The organism is Stenotrophomonas genospecies 5 (genome assembly GCF_054473825.1).
Genome location: NZ_JBTMUW010000001.1, coordinates 1,237,829 through 1,256,264, shown reverse-complemented (window position 1 = coordinate 1,256,264; position 18,436 = coordinate 1,237,829). Strand labels below are relative to the sequence as shown.

Genomic DNA, 18,436 nt, shown 5'->3' with positions numbered 1-18,436 from the left:
TCGGAGCATCGTCTGGGTGGACTGCACGACGGCATGGATGCCCGCATCGCGCGCCACGACTGGTCGAGGACGCCGCTGGGCCCGACAGAACGGTGGCCGGCGCATCTGCGCGCCACCGTGGACATGATGCTGGCCCATGGGTTTCCGATGATCATCCTGTGGGGCCAGGAGCTCATCCAGCTCTACAACGACGGCTATGCCGAGATCCTTGCCGACAAGCATCCCGCTGGCCTGGGGCAGCCCACCCGCGACTGCTGGCCCGAGGTCTGGCACATCAACGGGCCGATCTACGACCGGGTCTGGCAGGGTGAGACCGTCACGTTCGAGGACAAGGTGTACCCGCTGGCCCGGCAGGGCCGGCTGGAGGACGTCTGGTTCACCATCACCTACAGCCCGCTCCGCGGCGAGGAAGGGCAGGTGGGTGGTGTGCTGGTCACCATGTTCGAGACCACGGCAGCGCACGTGGCACAGGCCGCGCGTGAGCGCGAGGAGCGGCGGCGGCAGGAGAGCGACCGGCGCCTGGCGCTGGCGTTCAAAGTATTGCCGGTCGGCCTGTGCATTGTCGATGCGCAGGGGCAGATGCAGCTGTCGAACGACCAGATGCGCGCGTATCTTCCCAGCAGCCAGGTGCCCTCGGCCGATCCGGTCAACCAGCACCGATGGCAGGGCTGGCATGCCCATGGCAGCCCGATCGCACCCGAGGATTTCGCCATCGCACGGGCCCTGCGCGGAGAAACCGTGGTGCCCGGACTGGAGTTCCAGTTCACCCACGATGATGGGTGTGTCCGCTGGACGCGGGTCGCGGCGGCGCCGCTGCGAGATGTCGACGGCGAGGTGACGGGCGTGTTCGCCATCGCGGTGGACATCGATGATCTCAAGCGTGCCACCGAGCGGCAGGCGGTGCTGCTGGCCGAGCTGCAGCACCGCGTGCGCAACATCATGGCCACGATCCACGCCATCGCCTGGCGCACGCGCGAATCGGTCGACAGCGTGGACGAGTACGCTGACCGCCTGTGCGCACGCCTGATGTCGCTCTCCCGCACGCAGACCCTGCTCACCCGCAGCGCCAATGCCGGGGTGAGCCTGCGTGGCATGCTGGACCAGGAGATCGCGGTGCAGGGACACGCGCCCGACGGATTCCTTCTGCAGGGCGAGGAGGACGTGCTGCTGCCGCCCAAGGCGGCCGAGGTGCTGTCGCTGGCGGTCCATGAACTGGCCAGCAACGCGCTCACGCACGGCGCATCGGTGCACAGCGATACGCGGATCGAGGTGTCCTGGTCGATGCAGGACATCGACGGTGAAGCCTGGCTGGACCTGCACTGGTGCGAGCGGCGCGCGGTGAACGACGACTGGGTCGTCCCTTCGCATCGCGGGCTGGGTCGGGCGCTGGTCGAACAGCGCATTCCCTACGAGCTTGGCGGCAGCGGCGAACTTGCGTTCTCACCCCAGGGCGTGGATGCGTGGATCCGCTTGCCGCTGCGCGAGCGCGACAGCCTGCTGCAGACCGATGCCACCTCCAGCCTGTCGCCGCCGCGCGGGTAGCGCCTGCGTTCCTTCAATGGCTGGCCGGGTCAGTGCGTGGCGGCTGCGCCGATCAGGGTGCAGGCGAGCGCCATCGCGACCGGTACCGCCAGATGACGCGTCGCCAGCGCGGTGCCCGTGGTCATCAGCGAAGCCAGGGCAATGCCGAGCGCGAGCACCGGCTGGCCCTGCAGGAACTGGTGGATGCAGCCGGCGCATCCAGCGACGGCCAGGCCAACGGCGAAGCAGACATGGAGCAGGGAGGCAGCATACATGGGGGGATCCTCGCGGTGATGCCGTGGGTAGCGGCCGGCGCCGGGGCAAGTTGAGCCGCGATCTTCCATTCCAACGAATGGATCACATTGTGTGCGCGCCACGGTTACGGCGGGCGACCTAGGGTGGTGCTGCAGAAACATTCGAAACCCGTACGAGGAGGCAGCGATGGCACGAACGATTCCCGAGGGGACGCTCGTGGTGGTGGCCGATGGTGGTTCGGCCCGGGTGTTCACCAATGTCGGCAGCGCGCAGCAGCTCACGCTGAAGCAGGAGGGCGAACTGCGGCTGCAGGACATCAGCGACACGGGCGTCTCCGGGCAGGGCCCGGCCGGTGCCGTTCCCAAGGACATGTCCATCGCCCAGCTCAACGAAGCCACCTTCGCCAAGCAGGTGGCCGAACAGCTCAACGAGGATGCGCTCAACAACCGCTATGCCCACCTGCTGCTGGTGGCCGACCCCACCACGCTCGGACGGATCCGTCCGCTGCTGCACAAGGAGACGCAGGCACGGTTGCTGGGCGACATCGCCAAGGACCTGACCAACGCGCCGCTGGCAGACATCCAGCGCAGCCTGGCGGGGTAACCTCGGTGCCCTTCATGCGCACGCAGCTGTCCAGCGAGCCGTCACGCGCCGAAGTGGAGGCGCGCGACGGCTGGCAGCTGCTGGAATTCGGTGCGCCCTGGTGCGGCCATTGCCAGGCGGCACAGCCGGCGCTGCAGGAGGTCGTGGAAGCACATGATCTGGCGCACTGGAAGATCGAGGATGGGAAAGGGCGGGCGCTCGGGCGCTCGTTCCAGGTGAAGCTGTGGCCCACGGTGATCCTGCTGCACGACGGCCGGGAAGTGGCACGCGTGGTGCGTCCGCGCGTGCGTGCCGATCTCGCCGCGCTGGAGGGCGCGCTGCCCGACTGAGGGCACGCTGCACCGGGGACTGCGGCCGCACTGCAGCATGCGATGCACGGGCACTGGTGCTAGCATCGGTAGACCATCTGAATCGATCCAAATGCCGATGCCCACGCTGGACCGTCGTCTCCTGATCGCCTTCGCCGCCACCGCCATGCTCGCCTCCGGCGCGGCCTGGGCAGCGCCTTCGAAGTCCGCCGCCGACAAGGCGTATGCCTCGGTGGACCCCTTCATCGGTACCGGTGGTGAGGGGCATACCTACCCCGGCGCGACGATACCCTTCGGCATGGTCCAGCTCAGCCCGGACACGCGCATCCAGCCGCGTGAGAAGGCCTACGGCTGGGCCGCCGGATACCGTTATGACGACAGCAGCATCGTCGGCTTTTCGCACACCCACTTCTCCGGCACCGGGCATTCTGATCTCGGCGACATCCTGGTGATGCCGTTCACCGGAAACCCGGGATTGGAACGCGGCGACCCCGAACGGCCCCGCAGTGGCTATGCGTCGCGCTTCCGCCATGACGACGAAAAGGCCGAACCGGGCTACTACGCGGTGACCCTGGACGATTACAAGGTGCGCGCCGAACTGACCACCAGCGCCCGGGTCGGTGTGCATCGCTACGCCTTCCCCAAGGGCGTCGATGCCAAGGTACTGCTGGACATGCGGACCAGCATGTACGACTACCCGGGCAAGGTGCTGTGGTCGCGGGTGCGGGTGCGTACGGACGGCACCATCACCGGTTTCCGCGAGACCCGCGGCTGGGCGCCGGGGCGCCAGCTGTATTTCGCCATGCGCTTCTCGCAACCGTTGGCAGGCCATGCGCTGCACAACACCGAGCAGGACATCGTGTACAAGGGCTTCCCGCCGCCGGGTGAGAAAGATCCGGCACAGCGCGCACAGATCGAAGGCCGCCAGCTGGTCGGCACGTTCGATTTCGGCAGGCTGGATGCTCCGCTGGTGGTGAAGGTGGCGATCTCGCCCGTGAGCGAGGCCGGTGCGATCGCCAACCTGGATGCCGAGGTCGCCGACTTCGACTTCGACCGCGTGCGCGCGCAGGCCCGGCAGGAATGGACGCAGGCACTATCGGTGCTGGACATCGATGCGCCGGAGCATGCGCGGCGTAGCGCCTACACCGCCCTGTACCACACGATGCTGGGGCCGACGCTGTTCATGGATGTGGATGGCCAGTATCGCGGCCCCGACAACGCCGTGCATGTCGCCAAGGGGTATGCCCACTATTCCACGTTCTCGTTGTGGGACACCTACCGGGCGCTGCATCCGCTGCTGACTCTGGTGCAGCCGGAAAAACGCAACAGCGACTTCATCAACTCGATGCTGGCTCACCACGAACACAGCCCGTACGGCATGCTCCCGGTGTGGTCGTTCCACGGCCTGGAAGACTGGTGCATGATCGGTTACCACGCGGTGCCGGTCATCGCCGACGCCTATGTGAAGGGCATCCGCGGCTTCGACGCCGCAAAGGCGCTCGACGCGATGGTGGAGACCGCCAATTACGGTCCCTACGACGGCATCGCGCAGTACCGTGAGCTGGGGTATGTGCCCATCGATGAAGAGGGCGAAGCGGCCAGCAAGACCCTGGAATACGCGTTCGACGACTGGACCATCGCGCGCATGGCGCAGGCGATGGGCAGGAGCGAGATCGCGGCGACATTCGACAAGCGTGCGGCGAACTGGCGCAATGCCTTCGACAAGGACACCGGCTTCATGCGTGCCCGCAAGCGCGACGGCAGTTTCCGCACCCCGTTCGATCCCAGCGCCAGCGGCTACGGCACCGACTACACCGAGGGCAATGCTTGGCAGTACTCGTGGTACGTCCCGCAGGACGTGGCGGGCCTGGCTGCCGCGCATGGCGGCAGCGACCGGCTGCTGGCGAGGCTGGACGAGGTGTTCAACGCCACGGTCGATCCGGCGGTCTTCGAGCACATGGAAGACATCACCGGCCTGATCGGCTGGTATGCGCATGGCAACGAGCCCAGCCATCACGTTGCGTACCTCTACGCCTACGCTGGTCAGCCCTGGCGCACGCAGGCGCGCCTGAAGCAGATCATGGAGACCCAGTACGCCGACCGTCCCGATGGCCTGGCCGGCAACGATGACGTGGGCCAGATGTCGGCGTGGTACGTGTTCACCGCGCTGGGCTTCTATCCGGTGGCGCCGGGCTCGGGGGAGTACATCCTGGGCCGCCCGTTCCTGCCAAGGACCGCCATGCGCCTGCCCAACGGCAGGACCTTCACCATCGTGGCCGAGGGGCTGGATGACAGGCACACCTATGTGGGCAGTGTGTCCCTGAACGGCAAACCGCTGCAGCGCACCTTCCTGCGCCACGACGAGATCATGGCCGGGGGCGAGCTGCGCTTCACCATGCAGGCCGAGCCGAACAGGGACTGGCCCGGGCAGGGCGCGCAGGCGCCGTACTCGATGTCAACGCCGTAACGGTAGCGCCGGGCCATGCCCGGCGGCTTTGCTGTCACACCATCCCGCCATTGGCTCGCAGCACCTGGCCATTGATCCAGCCGCCGTCGGTTCCAGCCAGGAAAGCCACCGCGCCGGCGATGTCGTCCGGCGTGCCCAGCCGCTCCAGCGGATTCATCTGCGCCAGGCGCTCGATCAGTTCCGGCGACTTGCCCTCCAGGAACAGGTCGGTCGCGGTCGGGCCGGGTGCCACGGCATTGACCGTGATGCCACGGCCACGCAGCTCCTTGCTGAGTATCGCCGTCAGGGTTTCCACGGCCGCCTTGCCTGCGGCGTAGACACCGTAGTTCTCCAGCTTGAGGCCGACCACGCTGGTTGACAGCGCGACGATGCGGCCGCCGTCGCGGACGCGTCGCGCGCTCTCGCGCAGCACGTTGAAGGCGCCCTTGAGATTGATGGCGGTGACCCGATCGAACAACGCGTCGTCGGTGGCTGACAGCGGCGCAAGCTGCAGCACTCCGGCGCTGTTGACCACCACATCGATGCCCTCGAATCGAGCCTCGACGGCATCGAACAAGCGGCTCACCGCCTGCGGATCGGCCACGTCGGCCTGCAGCGCAATGGCTTGGCCGCCGGCGGAGACCAGCTCGGCGGCCAGGGCATCAGCCTCTTCGCGGCGGCCGGCATAGTTGATCGCAACCGCATGGCCGTCGGCCGCCAGCCGACGCGAGATCGCGGCGCCGATGCCGCGGGAGCCGCCAGTGACCAGGGCGACTGTACGGGGAGAGGAGCGGGACATGAAGGCTTCCTTCGAAGACGCGCCCGCGTGGCGCCCCATCATCTTGCTGGTTCCTGCCGCCCGGATAATCATGGAGAATCCGACAACATCATCCGGATGTTCGAACAATGGATCGATTCACCGCCCTGCGCGCTTTTGTCCGTATCGTCGAACGTCGCAGCTTCACCCGCGCTGCAGAGGACCTGGGGCTGCCGAGGGCCACGGTGACCGACGCGATCAAGGCGCTGGAGCGGCGGCTGGGGGTGAGGCTGTTGCACAGGACCACGCGACGGGTGGTGCCGACCCTCGAGGGCGAAGCCTTCTATGGCCGCTGCCTGCGCCTGATCGCCGACATGGACGATGCCGAAGCCGCATTCCGTGATGTCCCGCCGCGCGGCACGCTGCGCATCGAAGTGCACGGAACGCTTGGTCGGCACCTGTTGTTTCCGCACCTGCCCGAGTTCCTGCAGCGCTATCCCGACATCGAGCTGGACGTGAGCGAGGGGGATCGCTACGTGGATCTGCTGCGCGAAGGCGTGGATGCCGCGCTTCGGGTCGGCACCCTGGCCGACAGCGATCTGGTCGCGCGGCGACTGGCACTGCTGCGCGAAGTCACCGTTGCCTCACCGTCCTACGTGGGTTCGCATGGGCTGCCGGACAGCATCGACGCGCTGCTGTCCGGTCATCGGATGGTCGGTTTCCGTTCCGGTGCCAGCGGACAGTTGATTCCTCTGGAGTTCCAGCAGGCCGGGCAGGTGCGCCATGTGCCTCTGCCGGCAACCGTGCGGGTATCCGGCGCAGATGCCTTCCTGGGGGCGGCACTGGCGGGGCTCGGCATCATCCAGGCGCCGCGCTACCGGCTGGATCCCTATATCGAACGTGGTCAGTTGCTGGAGTTGCTGGCGGAATCGCCGCCCACACCCAGCCCGTTGAGCCTGGTTCACCCGCGCAACCGCACGCCGTCGCCGCGGTTGCGGGTATTCATCGACTGGATTGCCGGCGTGTTTGCGCCGGACCGCTAGCGCCCGGCAGGGCCAGCTCGAACACGGTGCCCGATGCGTCGGAGACCACGCTCACCGATCCACCATGGGCCTGCACGATGGCGCGGGTGATCGCCAATCCCAGCCCGGCGCCCTCGTGCCGGCCGCGCTCGCCGCGGAAGAACCGGTCGAACAAGCGGGGCAGTGCCTGCATGGGAATCGACGGACCGAGGTTGTGGACAGCAATCCGGCTCATGGGCCCGGTGCCGTCCAGCCGCACCACGATCTCCGTACCCGGCGTGGCGTGCTGCAGGGCGTTGGAAAGCAGGTTGGCGACCGCCCGGTGCAGCATCAGGCGGTTGCCGTTGGCTTCTGCGCTGCCTTCCCGCCGCAGCGTGAGCTGGCGCTCCTCGGCCAGCAGATCGTAGAACTCCAGCAGCGCATCGACCATCGCATCCAGCGCCACCCCCTCGCGCGAGGGCAGGGCGCCGGGTGCTTCGGCCTGGGCCAGATAGAGCAGATCGCCCACGGTCTGTGCCAGCCGTTGCAGCTCTTCCGCGCAGGAGAGCAGCGTCTCGCGATAGGACTCGTTGCTGCGGGGGTGCGCGAGCACCACCTGCACCTGGGTCAGCATGTTGGTGATCGGCGTACGCAGTTCGTGGGCGAGGTCTCCGGAGAACCCGCTGAGGCGCTCGAAGTCCTGTTGCAGCCGCGCCAGCATCCCGTTCAGGCTCTGCGCCAGCTGTTCCAGTTCGACGGGCACGTGCTCGGCCGTGAGCCGGCGCTGCAGTCGTCCGGCGGTGATATGGCGGGCCTCGTCGGCCAGCGTGCGCAGTGGGCGCAGCGTCTGCCGCACGACGTAGCCCCCCAGCAGGCTGCTGGCCACGGCAGCAGTGACCAGAGCGACGGCCAGCAGGTGGCGGAAGCGCTGCAGGAAGTCCGCATGGCGCGCATCGTCGATCGCCAGCAGGGTGGCCAGGCGGCTGCCATCGGCCAGCGTCTGCCGCAGATTGAGGGCGTGCAGGCGGCTTCCGTCGGCCAGCGTCCAGTCATGGCGGCGCGGTTCAGTGTCGGCGGGTTGAGTCCGCGCATGCGCGCGCAAGGCCTCCGGCGCGGTGGAGAAGAGCACGCCGCCCTGCTCATCGACGATGTGGAAGGCGATATCGGGATGGTGGCGCAGCGCATCGCCCAGGCGCTGGGCGCGCTCATCGGACGTGCCGCTGCCGGCGAGGTCGGCGATCAACGCGGCCTTGTTCTCCAGTTCGGCGAAATCCTGTGCGACCAGATCATGGCGCGCGCTCAGATAGATCGCCACGCCCAGTGCAGCCAGCACCAGCGTACCGACCGTGGCGAACAGCACGGTGAGGCGGACGGCAATGGAGCGTGGCAGGCTCATTGCGGTTGCGCTGCTTCGGCCTCGGGTGCCTCCAGCACGTAGCCCATCCCGCGCACGGTGACCACCAGCTTTTCGGCGAAGCCATCGTCGATCTTGGCGCGCAGGCGGCGTATCGCCACATCGATGACATTGGTGTCGCTGTCGAAATTCATGTCCCACACCTGCGAGGCGATCAACGAGCGTGGCAGGACCTCGCCGCGCCGTCGTGCCAGCAGCTCCAGCAGCGCGTATTCCTTCGGGCTCAGTGTGATGCGCTGGCCACCGCGCTCCACGCGCCGGCGCAGCGTATCCACCACCAGATCGGCGACGACGATGCGGTCAGGCTGAGACTGGCCCTGGCCGCGTCGCAGCAGGGTACGCACGCGTGCCAGCAGCTCGGCGAAGGCGAAAGGTTTGGCCAGGTAATCATCGGCACCCAGTTCCAGCCCCTGCACGCGGTCGGCAATGCTGCTGCGCGCCGACAGGAACAGCACCGGCACCTGCCACCCCGCATCGCGCAGGCGCGACAGGACGTTCCAGCCATCGAGACCGGGCAGCATCACATCGAGGATGACCAGCTGGTACTCGCCGCTTGCCGCCAGATGCAGGCCGTCCACGCCGTCGCAGGCGAGATCGACCACGTAGCCCGCTTCGATCAGGCCCTGTCGCAGGTAATTGCCGGTCTTGGGCTCGTCTTCGACGATCAGCAGCTTCATCGTGTGCATGCCGGCCCGCGCAGCGCCGCCCTCATGCCAGCGGGTCCAGCGTGCCGAGCACGGCCACGCAGGCCAGTACCAGCAGCCCGAGTGCGGCCTCGAAGGTGAGGCTGTGACGCAGCGAGCGCAGCGGGCGGAACTGCCAGCCGCCACGGATGGCGGTGGCGAGTGCCGGCACCAGCCGCCAGCGGTGCAGCGCGGCCAGGCCGAGCATGCCCGCGACCAGGGCCAGCTTGAACAGCAGCCAGCGCCCGTGCGCGGTGTTGAACAGGGTCTGCAGCGAGCCCTGCAGATCCACGTAGGTATAGGTGCCGGTCATCGCCAGCAGGGCCACGATTACCGTACCGGGCAGGGCGAAACCATGCGCCACCTGCCAGAGTTCATGGGTGCGTTCACGCAGGGAAGGGCCCTGGGTGCGCAGGGCCAGATGCAGCACCGCGGCGATCGCGCCGACCCATGCGCCTGCGGCGAGCAGGTGGACGGTCCCGGCCGCCAGGCGCAGCGCACCGCGGATGCCGTCGCCGGCGGCGGCGTGGCCGTTCCAGGCCAGGCTTGCCAGGGCGACCGCCGAGAGCGGCAGCAGGATGACACGGCGTGCCCCGGCCACTTTCGCGCTTGCGGCAAGCAGCGGCAGCATTGCCAGCAGCGCCAGCGCACGCACCAGTGCCGCTTCGCCGACCGGTGTGGCGGTGGTGAACCATGCGACGGTCGCTTGATCGACCGCGGCAAGCGGAAGCCCCAGCACGCCTGTCACCCGCACCGCCGCGTCCAGCAGCACGACTGCCAGCGCGATCACGGCCAGTGGCAGGAACATGCGACGCGCAGGCGCAGGGCGGATGAACAGCATCCTGCCGAACAGCAGCATCAAGGCCAGGTACAACGCCAGCCGCAGGGCATAGGGAGACAGTTCGATCACCACCGCAGCTTACTTCACGCTGAAACGATAGTCGCCGGTGACGGGGTGGCTGTCCTGGCCGACGGCGCGCCACTGCAGGCGATAGTCTCCGGCAGGCAGCGGCTTGGCGAAACTCACGACCAGCCGGTGACCATCGTCCGACACCTGCTGGGAAAGGGCAGGCATCGCCATCAGGGTGCGGCCATGGGCCATGCTCAGTTCGATGCGGGTGGCGCGCGGCATCACCCGCTCGCTGAAGGTCAGCTCGATGCGGTTGGCAGGCGCGACGCTGGCATCGGCGGCGGGCGTTGCCTTCACCAGGCTGGGGTGTGCAAGGGCCAGCGGAGCGGCGGCGACGCCCGGCAGCAGCAGGAGCAGAGCGGCGGAGCGGCGGAGCGAAGACGACATGGTGGGTGCCTGCAGGAATGGGGCGCTCAGGCTGACGGCGGGCACCTTTCGTGGCCCTGACCCGGACATTACCGATCTGTCAGGTTGGCCGGTGCCGGGCCGACCCGCCCTTCCCATCATCGGCGCGCGCGTGGGCAGGCACGCAGGGCGCGGCGGTTGCACAGGTGGGCCATCGCCAGCAGCCCACCGCCGCAGGCGGTGGCCATGCCGTGCCAGAGCAGCGATTCCTTCAGCGGTGGATACAGCGATGCGGACAACAGCAGGCCAGCCCCAGCCAGGGCCAGTCGCATCGGCAGCCAGTGGCGGTGCCGGCGCAGGCCCGCAGCGGTGCTGGCCAGCGCCAGCAGCGAGGCGAGCAACGCGAACGCCCACTCCCAGCGTGACATCAGCAGCAGGGTGGTCATCAGGGCATGGCCGGGGTGCTGGAACGAGCGCAACGCCATCATGGCCGCCGGGACGAAGGCCAGCAGCAGCGGCAGCGCGATGCAGTGCGCTGCGCAGGCCAATGACAGCCCTGCGCCGGCCAGATCGAAACGGGGATGCCAGCGTGCCGATGCTGGCGGCTGTGGCAGACCCCTTGCAGGAACGGTGGGGATGTGGTCCATAATGTTACATAGTAACACTAACGGTACCCTCATGAAGCTTCCCGCCACGTTTCTGCTGCTGCTTTCTGCGGCGTCCGCCCACGCCCATGAGGTGCGCCAGCAGTGCGCGCATGTGCATGGCCAGGCCACGGTCGATGTGGCGCTCGAACGGGGAACACTGGACCTGGCAATGCAGGCCCCCGGTATCGGCCTGCTCGATTTCGAGCGACCGCCCGCCACCCCGCAGGAGCGCGCCGCGCTCGCACGTGCGAAGGCACTGCTGAAGGAAGGCGCATGGGTCACCCTGCCGACTGCGGCCCAGTGCCGCCTTGCCGCCAGCAGCGTGGCCGCCGACGGATTCGCTGCAGACCCGATGCGCGACGCCGGGCACCACGGCCATGCCGGCTTCAGTGCCGGACTGCGTTTCCAGTGCGCGCATCCGTCCGCGCTGCGGGTGCTGGTGGTCCGCCTGCCGGTGCTGTTCCCTGGCCTGCATGAGGTCATCGTCAACAGCACCACGCCCGCCGGACAGGGACGGCACGTGCTGACCGCCGACACTCTGCGCGTGGTGCTTGCGCCGTGAGTGCGGCGGTCATCGATGTGCAGGACCTGCGCTTCGCCTATGGCGATCGCCCGGTACTGGAGATTCCGGCATTGCGCGTCGATGCGGGCAGCAGCGTGCTGCTGCGCGGTGCCAGTGGCGGTGGCAAAAGCACCCTGCTGGGTGTGCTGGCCGGCGTGCTGCGCGCTCGCCAGGGCCGGGTCGACGTCGCCGGACACTCCCTGCATGCGATGAACGGTCCGGCCCGCGACCGCTTCCGTGCCGACCAGCTGGGCGTGATCTTCCAGCAGTTCAACCTGCTGCCGTTCCTCAGCGTGCGCGAGAACATCGCGCTGGGTCTGCGCTTCTCGCGGCTGCGCAGGCAGCGCGTCGGCGCAGCGCTGGACGAGGAGATCGCACGGCTGCTGCAGTCCCTGCAGATCGACCCGACGCTGATGGACCGTCCGGCGGGCAGGCTCAGTGTCGGCCAGCAGCAGCGCGTGGCAGCGGCACGCGCACTGATCGGGCGGCCGCAGGTGCTGCTTGCCGACGAGCCCACCTCGGCACTGGACCGGCACGCGGCGGACGCGTTCGTGCGCCTGATGACCCGGCAATGCCAGGCCTGCGGCACCACCGCGCTGGTGGTCAGCCACGATGAAAGCCTGCAGCCTCTGTTCGACCGGGTCATCGTCCTGGCCGAGATCAATCATGCCGGAGCTGCCCATGCTTGAACTTGCCTGGGCCAGCCTGCGCAGCCGCGCGCTCAGTGTTGCCCTCACGGTGCTGGTGATCGCCCTCAGCGTGGTTCTGCTGCTGGGCGTGGAGCGGGTCCGCACGCAGGCGCATGAAGGTTTTGCCAGCACAGTGTCCGGAACCGATCTGATCGTGGGTGCGCGCTCCGGACCGGTGAACCTGCTGCTCTATTCGGTGTTCCATATCGGTGATCCAACCAACAATGTCTCCTGGCAGTCCTATCAGGCGCTGTCGGCGCTGCCGCAGGTGAAGTGGTCGGTGCCGCTCTCGCTGGGCGATTCCTGGCGGGGCTACCGCGTGGTCGGCACCACCGGCGGCTACTTCGAGCATTACCGCTACGGTGCCGGTCATGAACTGGTCTTCGCACAGGGCGGGCCCTTCTCGGACCTGTACGATGCGGTGATCGGCGCGGAGGTGGCGCAGGCGCAGAACATCACGCCGGGCGACCCGATCGTGCTGGCGCATGGCACCGGGGCGGTGCCCCTGGCCACGCATGCCGACAAGCCGTTCCGCGTGGTGGGGATCCTGCAGCGCACCGGAACACCGGTGGATGCGTCGGTACTGGTATCGCTGCCGGCGATCGAAGCCATCCACATCGACTGGCGTTCCGGCGTGCAGCTGCCCGGCCAGCATGTCAGCGCGGAGCAGGCGCGGCGGCTTGATCTGACCCCGACCAGCATCACCGCCTTCATGCTTGGCCTGAATACCCGCATCGCGACGTTCTCCGTGCAGCGCACGATCAATGACTATCCGGAGGAGGCGATGCTGGCGATCCTGCCGGGCGTCACCCTGCAGCAGTTGTGGCAATCGTTGGGCACGGCCGAGCGGGCACTGCGGTTGATCAGCGCGATGGTGGTGCTGCTGGGAATGGTCTCGCTGGTGGCGCTGCTGGTATCAACCCTGCAGGAGCGGCGCCGCGAGATGGCGGTGCTGCGCGCGGTCGGCGCGCGTCCGCGCTACATCGCCGGTCTACTGGTGGTGGAGGCGGTGGCGACCAGCGCGCTGGCGTGCGGGCTGGCACTGGCGGCGCTTGTGCTGGCCAGTGCCGTGGGACGCAGCTGGGCGCTGGCGCAGTATGGCCTGTCGATCACCCACGTCTGGCCGGATGCGCGCGAGCTGGGCTGGGTGGCGGGCCTGCTGCTGGTCAGCGCCGTGGCGGGCCTGCTGCCGGCCGCGCTGGCCTACCGGCGCACGCTCGCCGACGGTCTGGCGTCGCCGGGATGAGCATGCGCCGGCTGGGTGGCTTGCCAGTGTTGCTGATGCTGGTTGCCTGCGAGCGGCCGGTCGACACCGGCGTGCAGGCGCTGCCGCCACCGGTGGCGGATCAGGGCGCAGCGACCGTGGAAGAGCAGGAGCTGGACTGGCTGCAGATGATGCCCGCCGACGAGCTGGCGGCGCTGGAACGTGGCGAAGGCCCTGAGGTGGAGCACAACGGCAGCCGACGCATGCCGCAGTTCGGCACGTTCCGCACCGTCGACGCCGTGCTGCAGCGCCCGGTGCGCCTGCCGGGCTACGTGGTGCCGCTCGCCAGTACTGCGGAAGGACGGCTCAGTGAATTCCTGTTCGTCCCGTATTACGGCGCGTGCATCCATGTGCCACCACCGCCGCCGAACCAGATCGTGCACGTGGTACTGGACCGGGCAATCGAGATGCCTGACATGTACGCTCCGTTCTTCCTGGCCGGAAACCTGCACGCCGAGCGCCTGGACGATGAGCTGGCAGGCTCTGCCTACAGCATGCGCGATGCACGGCTGAAACCCTATGCGCCGTGATTGCCTTGCATGGCTCGCCGGATGCGCGCTGCTGGCCGGATGCGCCCGCGTGCCCGACGGTGCCGGACAGCACCCCGCACCGTTGCCGGCGGCGGCGCCGTCTCCGTCGGCAAGCCCGATCGACCGCTGGGACGCCCTGATGCCGGACGAGGACCGTTTCCAGCGACCGCCGCCGCAGATCGGCCTGTCACGCGACGGCATGGCCGGCGTCGGTGGCCTGATTGACGACAGCGGCGCCGGCACGCCGCCCGGTCAGGCGATCGACCACTCCCGTCCGGAGCGCGCCCGGCAGTTCGGCTCTTCGCGCGTGGTGGCATCGGTGGATGGACGTGCGGTGGACCTGGACGGTTACGTCGTGCCCCTGGGCACCACCGACGATGGACGCGTGGACGAGGTGCTGTTCGTCCCGTTCTATGGTGCCTGCATCCATGTACCCCCACCACCGCCGAACCAGATGATCCACGTGACGTTGGCCACGCCGATCACGCTGGGTGCGCTGTGGGACCCCTATCGACTCGCCGGGCGGGTGCAGGTCAAGCGCTTCGACGCCGACATCGCCAGCGCTTCCTACGATGTGGCGGCCGCCACACTGACGCCGATCCACAACTGATGCGCGGGCGTCCACTACTGGCGATGGCGCTGCTGGCGGTGACGGCCACGGCGGTCGGGTGGCTGTACCTGCGGACAGCGCAGCCGAAGCCGCCGCAGGCCACTTCCGTGGCGCCCACCGATGAGATGCGGCAGCGGATCGAGCGGCGGATGGGGGACGATGCGGCCTTCCGCAACGACGTGGCATTCCTGCTGGTGGCAACCCTGCGCGACCGCTGCCGGCCGGCAGAGGCAGGGCTGCTCGCGCGCATGGCCAACCGTGCCGCGCTGCCGGTACTGGCCGCGGTGAGTGCGGTGACTGCGGAGGATCCAGGCCTTGACCGTCCCATCTACCGTTACATCCAGCACCGCGCCGACAGTGCCCGCTGCACGGATCCGCTGCCCCTCGCAGCGGCCGGTGGCCGCGTGCTGCACGTCGATATCGAGCAGTATGCACGCACCTTCCCGGACAGCTACTTCGATCCCACGCGCAGCAGGGCGCCGCGGGATTTCGGTGGGCATACGCTGCGCGAGCGGGCCTCCAACGCATGCAACAGCGTGGTTTATTCGGTACTGCCGCTCGGCGACGCGGACTGGCGCTGTGCGTCGCTGCGGGCGAACGCGCGGGCCCGGGTGCGTAGCCTGTGCGAGGACGAACTGCGGCGCCAGCACGGTGACATCGCGGGCGAACTCGACATGGCCGTGGGGCAGGGCATGCAGGAACAGGTGGTCGCGGCGGTGGCGGCGTTGCCGGTGGACTGCAGGTAGCACCAGCGGCGCCTGCCGCGGCTGAACAGTGCCTGGGTCGAAACCTGAACACGTCCCTGTAGCGCCATAACTATACAGGATATCCGGTATAGTTAATTCACCCCCTTTTGCCCAGGTCCGTTCCCATGGCCTTGTCCCAGCCCCTGGCCGATGCTCCGGCCCTGTCCCGTGCCCGGCGTTGGGCGCTGTTGTTCACGGTGGCCGCCGGCCTGTTGCTGGTGACGCTGGACAACTCCGTGCTGTACACGGCGCTGCCCACGCTGACGGCGGAACTTTCCGCCAGCGCGGGTCAGGCGCTGTGGATCATCAATGCCTATCCACTGGTGATGGCTGGCCTGCTGCTCGGTGCGGGCACGCTGGGCGACCGCATCGGTCACCGTCGCATGTTCCTGATCGGCCTGGTGGTCTTCGGCGTGGCTTCGCTGGCGGCAGCGTTCTCTGTCACCGCAGCGCAGTTGATCGCTGCCCGTGCGCTGCTCGCCGTGGGCGCCGCGGCGATGATGCCGGCCACGCTCGCGCTGATCGGCCTCAGCTTCCATGAAGAGCGTGAGCGCAACATCGCCATCGCGATCTGGGGCTCGGTGGCGATCGTCGGCGCCGCACTCGGACCGATCATCGGTGGCTGGCTGCTGCAGCATTTCTGGTGGGGATCGGTGTTCCTGGTCAACGTGCCGGTGGTGATCGTGGCCTTCGTCGCGACGCTGCTGCTGGCGCCGGAGGGGCAGCGCGACACGTCCCGGCCGTGGGATCTGCTGTCCTCGCTGCTGGCGCTGGCGGCGCTGTCGGGGCTGGTGCTGGCGATCAAATCGCTGATCGCCACGCCGCCTTCCTATGGCCTCGGCGCGGCGGCATCGGTGCTGGCGCTGGCGGCGGGCGCCGCGTTTGCCCGCCGCCAGCAGCGCCTGCCGCATCCACTGCTGGACTTCGCGATCTTCCGCAATCCGGCATTCCTGGCCGGTACGCTGTCTGCGGTGTTCACCCTGTTTGCGATGGCGGGCCTGCAACTGCTGACCACCCAGCGTTTCCAGCTGGTCGCCGGATTCACGCCATTGCAGGCGGGCCTGCTGGTATCGGTGGCGGCGCTGGGCAGCCTGCCCAGCGCGCTGCTCGGCGGCAGCATCCTGCACCGCGTCGGCCTGCGTCCGCTGATCTGCGGCGGACTGGCCGCGGGGGCACTGGGAGTGGGCGTGGTCGCGTTCGGTTTTCCGCACGGACTGGGCTGGGTCGTCGCCGGCATGGCGATCACCGGGTTCGGCATGGGCTCGGCAATCTCGGTCGCATCCACCGCCATCCTCAACAACGTGCCTGCGCACCGTGCGGGCATGGCGTCCTCCGTGGAGGAGGTCTCCTACGAATTCGGCGGCCTGCTGGCGGTGGCGATGCTGGGCAGCCTGGGCGCAGCGATGTACGGCGCCTTCCTGCCGGTATCGGCGGATGTTCCGGCACTGGCGCGGGAAGGATTCGCCCAGGCGCAGCAGGTCGCCCGCGAAGCCGGCCCGGGCGAGTGGTTCGCCGGCGCCACCGCCGCCTATGACCGCAGCTACCAGATCGTACTGCTGGTCATCACCGCGGTGTTGGCCGTGGGTGCAGCGCTGATCGCGCGCCTGCTGCGCGGGCGGGGAGCCGCGAGGGAGCGGCCGATCGCGTAAAGTAGTGCGATGAGAACCAGCAAGCGCCAGCGCATCCTCGATGCCGCCGTCAACGTGATCAATCGAGACGGCGTGCGCGCGGTGACCTTCGAGTCGGTGGCGGCAGAAGCCGGCCTCACGCGCGGCGGCCTGCTGTATCACTTCCCGTCGCGCGATGCACTGCTGCGCGGCATCGACGAGCACCTGGTGCACAACTGGGAGGCGTCGATGGAAGCGCTGCTCGGCAAGCGTGCCAGCGAGGCCACGGCGCTCGAGCGCTATCAGACCTTCGTCCGCGTGTCGGCGCAGAGCGCGACGCGCGCCGAGCTGATGTTCATGCTCGAATCGGTGGACCCGGAGGCCGGTGAGCGGCCGTGGAGCCCGGCCGTGCAGCGCTGGGCGCCATCGCCGCCGCCGGCCGGCGTGGTTGATCCTGCGGCGCTGGACAATTTCGTGGCACGGTTGGCGGCCGATGGGCTGTGGATCTACGAGGCCATGTACGAAGGACAGCTGGACGACGCGGTGCGCGCCCAGGTGGCCGAGCGCATCGCGGGCCTGTTGTCACCCGGCCGATGATGGGGGTTGCCCACTGACGATGGCGGGTCCCGCCATGGCCGCGTTCATGCCGTTGGCATGTCTTCCGGCCGCAACCGCTCTGGATGGGTGTACACATTGAATCCACTGCCGCGGGCGAAGCCGACCAGGCACAGCCCTGCGCTGCGCGCCAGATCGATCGCCAACGCCGTTGGCGCGGACACGGCGGCCAGTACGCTGGCACCGGCGCGCACTGCTTTGCTGACCATCTCGTAGCTGGCCCGGCTGGAAATCAGCAGCAGTCCACCGTTGATGGCGTGCTCGTTGTGATGCAGGGCGCCGATCAGCTTGTCCAGTGCATTGTGGCGGCCCACGTCCTCGCGCACCCAGCCGATGCGCCCGTTGGCGTCGGCCCAGGCGGCCGCGTGGGTGGAGCCGCTGGCCGCATTCATCGGCTGGTGCTGCGACAGCGTGGCCAGTGCCCGCTGCAGGGCCGCCGGCGCGTAGGTCCGTCGTTCGCGTACCGGGGGCAGGGGCCGCAGCACATCCTCGAGCTGCCGTGTTCCACACAGGCCGCAGCCGCCACGGCCGGGCAGCAGGCGGCCATCGGCCGGATCCAGACCGGCGCCCGGAGCCTCGACAGAAACCGTCATCCGCAGTTCGATGCCTTCCAGCTGCGGCCCCACATCGATCGAGAGCAGCTGCGTCGGCGTGGTGATCAAGCCCTCGCTGAGCGAGAAGCCGAGCGCAAAGTCCTCCAGGTCGCAGGGCGTGGCCATCATCACGGCGAACACGGTGCCGTTGTAGTGCAGCGCTACCGGCACCTCTTCGGCGACCACGTCGGCCTGCGCCTGCGCCTGCACCTGCAGCCCGCCCTCGCGCCAGCGCTGCAACGTGCGCTGCGCGGTGCCGGCAGGCGGAGAGGGCGGCGGGGGCGAGTCAGCCATGCGGAGTGTCCGGACAGAGTGAGCGTGTCATGGGCT

General features: G+C 68.6%; 20 protein-coding genes and 1 pseudogene. 13 read left to right on the top strand and 8 right to left on the bottom strand.

Annotated features, from left to right (window positions below):
• Positions 1-33: 33 nt before the first annotated feature.
• Positions 34-1,542 carry a sensor histidine kinase gene (locus tag ACX9OW_RS05840; RefSeq protein ID WP_459062056.1) on the top strand — a complete coding sequence of 503 codons (1,509 nt, stop codon included), beginning with the start codon at positions 34-36 and terminating at the stop codon, positions 1,540-1,542.
• 29 nt (positions 1,543-1,571) lie between these two features.
• On the opposite strand, the gene ACX9OW_RS05835 is transcribed toward ACX9OW_RS05840, so the two are convergent.
• Positions 1,572-1,796 (bottom strand): hypothetical protein, encoded by a 225-nt coding sequence (locus ACX9OW_RS05835; protein WP_368865967.1) that lies wholly within the window; start codon positions 1,794-1,796, stop codon positions 1,572-1,574.
• 166 nt (positions 1,797-1,962) lie between these two features.
• Between ACX9OW_RS05835 and ACX9OW_RS05830 the strand changes: the two genes are divergently transcribed.
• From ACX9OW_RS05830 to ACX9OW_RS05820, 3 genes are all read left to right on the top strand, one after another.
• Complete coding sequence (locus tag ACX9OW_RS05830; RefSeq protein WP_065176180.1) at positions 1,963-2,379, top strand: baeRF12 domain-containing protein; 417 nt, start codon at positions 1,963-1,965, stop codon at positions 2,377-2,379.
• A 5-nt stretch (positions 2,380-2,384) separates the two neighbouring features.
• A complete protein-coding gene (locus ACX9OW_RS05825; RefSeq protein WP_346480227.1) occupies positions 2,385-2,708 on the top strand; it encodes a thioredoxin family protein in 324 nt (107 codons plus the stop codon).
• A 91-nt stretch (positions 2,709-2,799) separates the two neighbouring features.
• Entirely contained in the window at positions 2,800-5,154 is a 2,355-nt protein-coding gene (locus tag ACX9OW_RS05820; RefSeq protein WP_459062055.1) for a GH92 family glycosyl hydrolase, read from the top strand.
• A 34-nt stretch (positions 5,155-5,188) separates the two neighbouring features.
• On the opposite strand, the gene ACX9OW_RS05815 is transcribed toward ACX9OW_RS05820, so the two are convergent.
• Positions 5,189-5,932, bottom strand: a complete 744-nt coding sequence (locus tag ACX9OW_RS05815) for an SDR family oxidoreductase (protein WP_459062054.1) — start codon at positions 5,930-5,932, stop codon at positions 5,189-5,191.
• 107 nt (positions 5,933-6,039) lie between these two features.
• Here ACX9OW_RS05815 and ACX9OW_RS05810 point away from each other — a divergent pair, with 107 nt between their 5' ends.
• Positions 6,040-6,933, top strand: a complete 894-nt coding sequence (locus tag ACX9OW_RS05810; RefSeq protein WP_065176182.1) for a LysR family transcriptional regulator — start codon at positions 6,040-6,042, stop codon at positions 6,931-6,933.
• Here the strand turns inward: ACX9OW_RS05810 and ACX9OW_RS05805 are convergent.
• The 5 genes from ACX9OW_RS05805 to ACX9OW_RS05785 form a co-directional block, all read right to left on the bottom strand.
• On the bottom strand, positions 6,893-8,287 hold the full coding sequence (locus ACX9OW_RS05805; protein WP_459062053.1) for a heavy metal sensor histidine kinase: 1,395 nt from the start codon (positions 8,285-8,287) through the stop codon (positions 6,893-6,895). The genes ACX9OW_RS05810 and ACX9OW_RS05805 overlap by 41 nt on opposite strands.
• Positions 8,284-8,982, bottom strand: coding sequence for a heavy metal response regulator transcription factor (locus tag ACX9OW_RS05800; RefSeq protein ID WP_283219788.1), 699 nt, complete (start codon positions 8,980-8,982; stop codon positions 8,284-8,286). Before ACX9OW_RS05800 ends, ACX9OW_RS05805 begins: the two co-directional genes overlap by 4 nt.
• A 31-nt stretch (positions 8,983-9,013) precedes the next feature.
• Positions 9,014-9,898, bottom strand: a complete 885-nt coding sequence (gene copD / locus ACX9OW_RS05795; RefSeq protein ID WP_053516365.1) for a copper homeostasis membrane protein CopD — start codon at positions 9,896-9,898, stop codon at positions 9,014-9,016.
• Between the two features lie 9 nt (positions 9,899-9,907).
• Positions 9,908-10,285, bottom strand: coding sequence for a copper homeostasis periplasmic binding protein CopC (gene copC / locus ACX9OW_RS05790; protein ID WP_053516266.1), 378 nt, complete (start codon positions 10,283-10,285; stop codon positions 9,908-9,910).
• 116 nt (positions 10,286-10,401) lie between these two features.
• Positions 10,402-10,890: a MerC domain-containing protein gene (locus ACX9OW_RS05785; RefSeq protein WP_128989661.1), complete on the bottom strand. Its 489-nt coding sequence runs from the start codon at positions 10,888-10,890 to the stop codon at positions 10,402-10,404.
• Positions 10,891-10,921: 31 nt separating this feature from the next.
• Here ACX9OW_RS05785 and ACX9OW_RS05780 point away from each other — a divergent pair, with 31 nt between their 5' ends.
• The 8 genes and pseudogenes from ACX9OW_RS05780 to ACX9OW_RS05745 all read left to right on the top strand — a co-directional run bounded on the left by ACX9OW_RS05780 (position 10,922) and on the right by ACX9OW_RS05745 (position 17,495).
• Positions 10,922-11,452 carry a ZrgA family zinc uptake protein gene (locus ACX9OW_RS05780; RefSeq protein WP_459062052.1) on the top strand — a complete coding sequence of 177 codons (531 nt, stop codon included), beginning with the start codon at positions 10,922-10,924 and terminating at the stop codon, positions 11,450-11,452.
• A complete protein-coding gene (locus tag ACX9OW_RS05775) occupies positions 11,449-12,141 on the top strand; it encodes an ABC transporter ATP-binding protein (RefSeq protein ID WP_193395843.1) in 693 nt (230 codons plus the stop codon). The genes ACX9OW_RS05780 and ACX9OW_RS05775 overlap by 4 nt, the downstream gene beginning before the upstream one ends.
• Positions 12,134-13,387, top strand: a complete 1,254-nt coding sequence (locus ACX9OW_RS05770; RefSeq protein ID WP_081284414.1) for an ABC transporter permease — start codon at positions 12,134-12,136, stop codon at positions 13,385-13,387. Before ACX9OW_RS05775 ends, ACX9OW_RS05770 begins: the two co-directional genes overlap by 8 nt.
• A 2-nt stretch (positions 13,388-13,389) precedes the next feature.
• On the top strand, positions 13,390-13,935 hold the full coding sequence (locus ACX9OW_RS05765; protein WP_164152801.1) for a DUF3299 domain-containing protein: 546 nt from the start codon (positions 13,390-13,392) through the stop codon (positions 13,933-13,935).
• Positions 13,925-14,545 (top strand): DUF3299 domain-containing protein, encoded by a 621-nt coding sequence (locus ACX9OW_RS05760; RefSeq protein ID WP_322522683.1) that lies wholly within the window; start codon positions 13,925-13,927, stop codon positions 14,543-14,545. The genes ACX9OW_RS05765 and ACX9OW_RS05760 overlap by 11 nt, the downstream gene beginning before the upstream one ends.
• Complete coding sequence (locus tag ACX9OW_RS05755; RefSeq protein ID WP_111186902.1) at positions 14,545-15,291, top strand: hypothetical protein; 747 nt, start codon at positions 14,545-14,547, stop codon at positions 15,289-15,291. Before ACX9OW_RS05760 ends, ACX9OW_RS05755 begins: the two co-directional genes overlap by 1 nt.
• A gap of 125 nt (positions 15,292-15,416) precedes the next feature.
• Positions 15,417-16,945, top strand: a pseudogene (locus ACX9OW_RS05750) (MFS transporter).
• A 4-nt stretch (positions 16,946-16,949) separates the two neighbouring features.
• Complete coding sequence (locus ACX9OW_RS05745; RefSeq protein ID WP_459062051.1) at positions 16,950-17,495, top strand: TetR/AcrR family transcriptional regulator; 546 nt, start codon at positions 16,950-16,952, stop codon at positions 17,493-17,495.
• Between the two features lie 44 nt (positions 17,496-17,539).
• Here ACX9OW_RS05745 and fdhD read toward each other — a convergent pair whose 3' ends face one another.
• The gene (gene fdhD / locus ACX9OW_RS05740; protein WP_459062050.1) at positions 17,540-18,400 is read right to left on the bottom strand and encodes a formate dehydrogenase accessory sulfurtransferase FdhD; all 861 of its coding nucleotides are present in this window, start codon (positions 18,398-18,400) and stop codon (positions 17,540-17,542) included.
• Between the last annotated feature and the right edge of the window lie 36 nt (positions 18,401-18,436).

What these genes read in the sequence shown, in the direction of transcription:
- ACX9OW_RS05840 (WP_459062056.1), top strand. Translation starts at nt 34, where the DNA reads ATGGATGCCCGCATCGCGCGCCACGACTGGTCGAGGACGCCGCTGGGC.
- ACX9OW_RS05835 (WP_368865967.1), bottom strand. Translation starts at nt 1,796, where the DNA reads ATGTATGCTGCCTCCCTGCTCCATGTCTGCTTCGCCGTTGGCCTGGCC.
- ACX9OW_RS05830 (WP_065176180.1), top strand. Translation starts at nt 1,963, where the DNA reads ATGGCACGAACGATTCCCGAGGGGACGCTCGTGGTGGTGGCCGATGGT.
- ACX9OW_RS05820 (WP_459062055.1), top strand. Translation starts at nt 2,800, where the DNA reads ATGCCGATGCCCACGCTGGACCGTCGTCTCCTGATCGCCTTCGCCGCC.
- ACX9OW_RS05815 (WP_459062054.1), bottom strand. Translation starts at nt 5,932, where the DNA reads ATGTCCCGCTCCTCTCCCCGTACAGTCGCCCTGGTCACTGGCGGCTCC.
- ACX9OW_RS05810 (WP_065176182.1), top strand. Translation starts at nt 6,040, where the DNA reads ATGGATCGATTCACCGCCCTGCGCGCTTTTGTCCGTATCGTCGAACGT.
- ACX9OW_RS05805 (WP_459062053.1), bottom strand. Translation starts at nt 8,287, where the DNA reads ATGAGCCTGCCACGCTCCATTGCCGTCCGCCTCACCGTGCTGTTCGCC.
- ACX9OW_RS05800 (WP_283219788.1), bottom strand. Translation starts at nt 8,982, where the DNA reads ATGAAGCTGCTGATCGTCGAAGACGAGCCCAAGACCGGCAATTACCTG.
- copC (WP_053516266.1), bottom strand. Translation starts at nt 10,285, where the DNA reads ATGTCGTCTTCGCTCCGCCGCTCCGCCGCTCTGCTCCTGCTGCTGCCG.
- ACX9OW_RS05785 (WP_128989661.1), bottom strand. Translation starts at nt 10,890, where the DNA reads ATGGACCACATCCCCACCGTTCCTGCAAGGGGTCTGCCACAGCCGCCA.
- ACX9OW_RS05780 (WP_459062052.1), top strand. Translation starts at nt 10,922, where the DNA reads ATGAAGCTTCCCGCCACGTTTCTGCTGCTGCTTTCTGCGGCGTCCGCC.
- ACX9OW_RS05770 (WP_081284414.1), top strand. Translation starts at nt 12,134, where the DNA reads ATGCTTGAACTTGCCTGGGCCAGCCTGCGCAGCCGCGCGCTCAGTGTT.
- ACX9OW_RS05765 (WP_164152801.1), top strand. Translation starts at nt 13,390, where the DNA reads ATGCGCCGGCTGGGTGGCTTGCCAGTGTTGCTGATGCTGGTTGCCTGC.
- ACX9OW_RS05760 (WP_322522683.1), top strand. Translation starts at nt 13,925, where the DNA reads ATGCGCCGTGATTGCCTTGCATGGCTCGCCGGATGCGCGCTGCTGGCC.
- ACX9OW_RS05755 (WP_111186902.1), top strand. Translation starts at nt 14,545, where the DNA reads ATGCGCGGGCGTCCACTACTGGCGATGGCGCTGCTGGCGGTGACGGCC.
- ACX9OW_RS05745 (WP_459062051.1), top strand. Translation starts at nt 16,950, where the DNA reads ATGAGAACCAGCAAGCGCCAGCGCATCCTCGATGCCGCCGTCAACGTG.
- fdhD (WP_459062050.1), bottom strand. Translation starts at nt 18,400, where the DNA reads ATGGCTGACTCGCCCCCGCCGCCCTCTCCGCCTGCCGGCACCGCGCAG.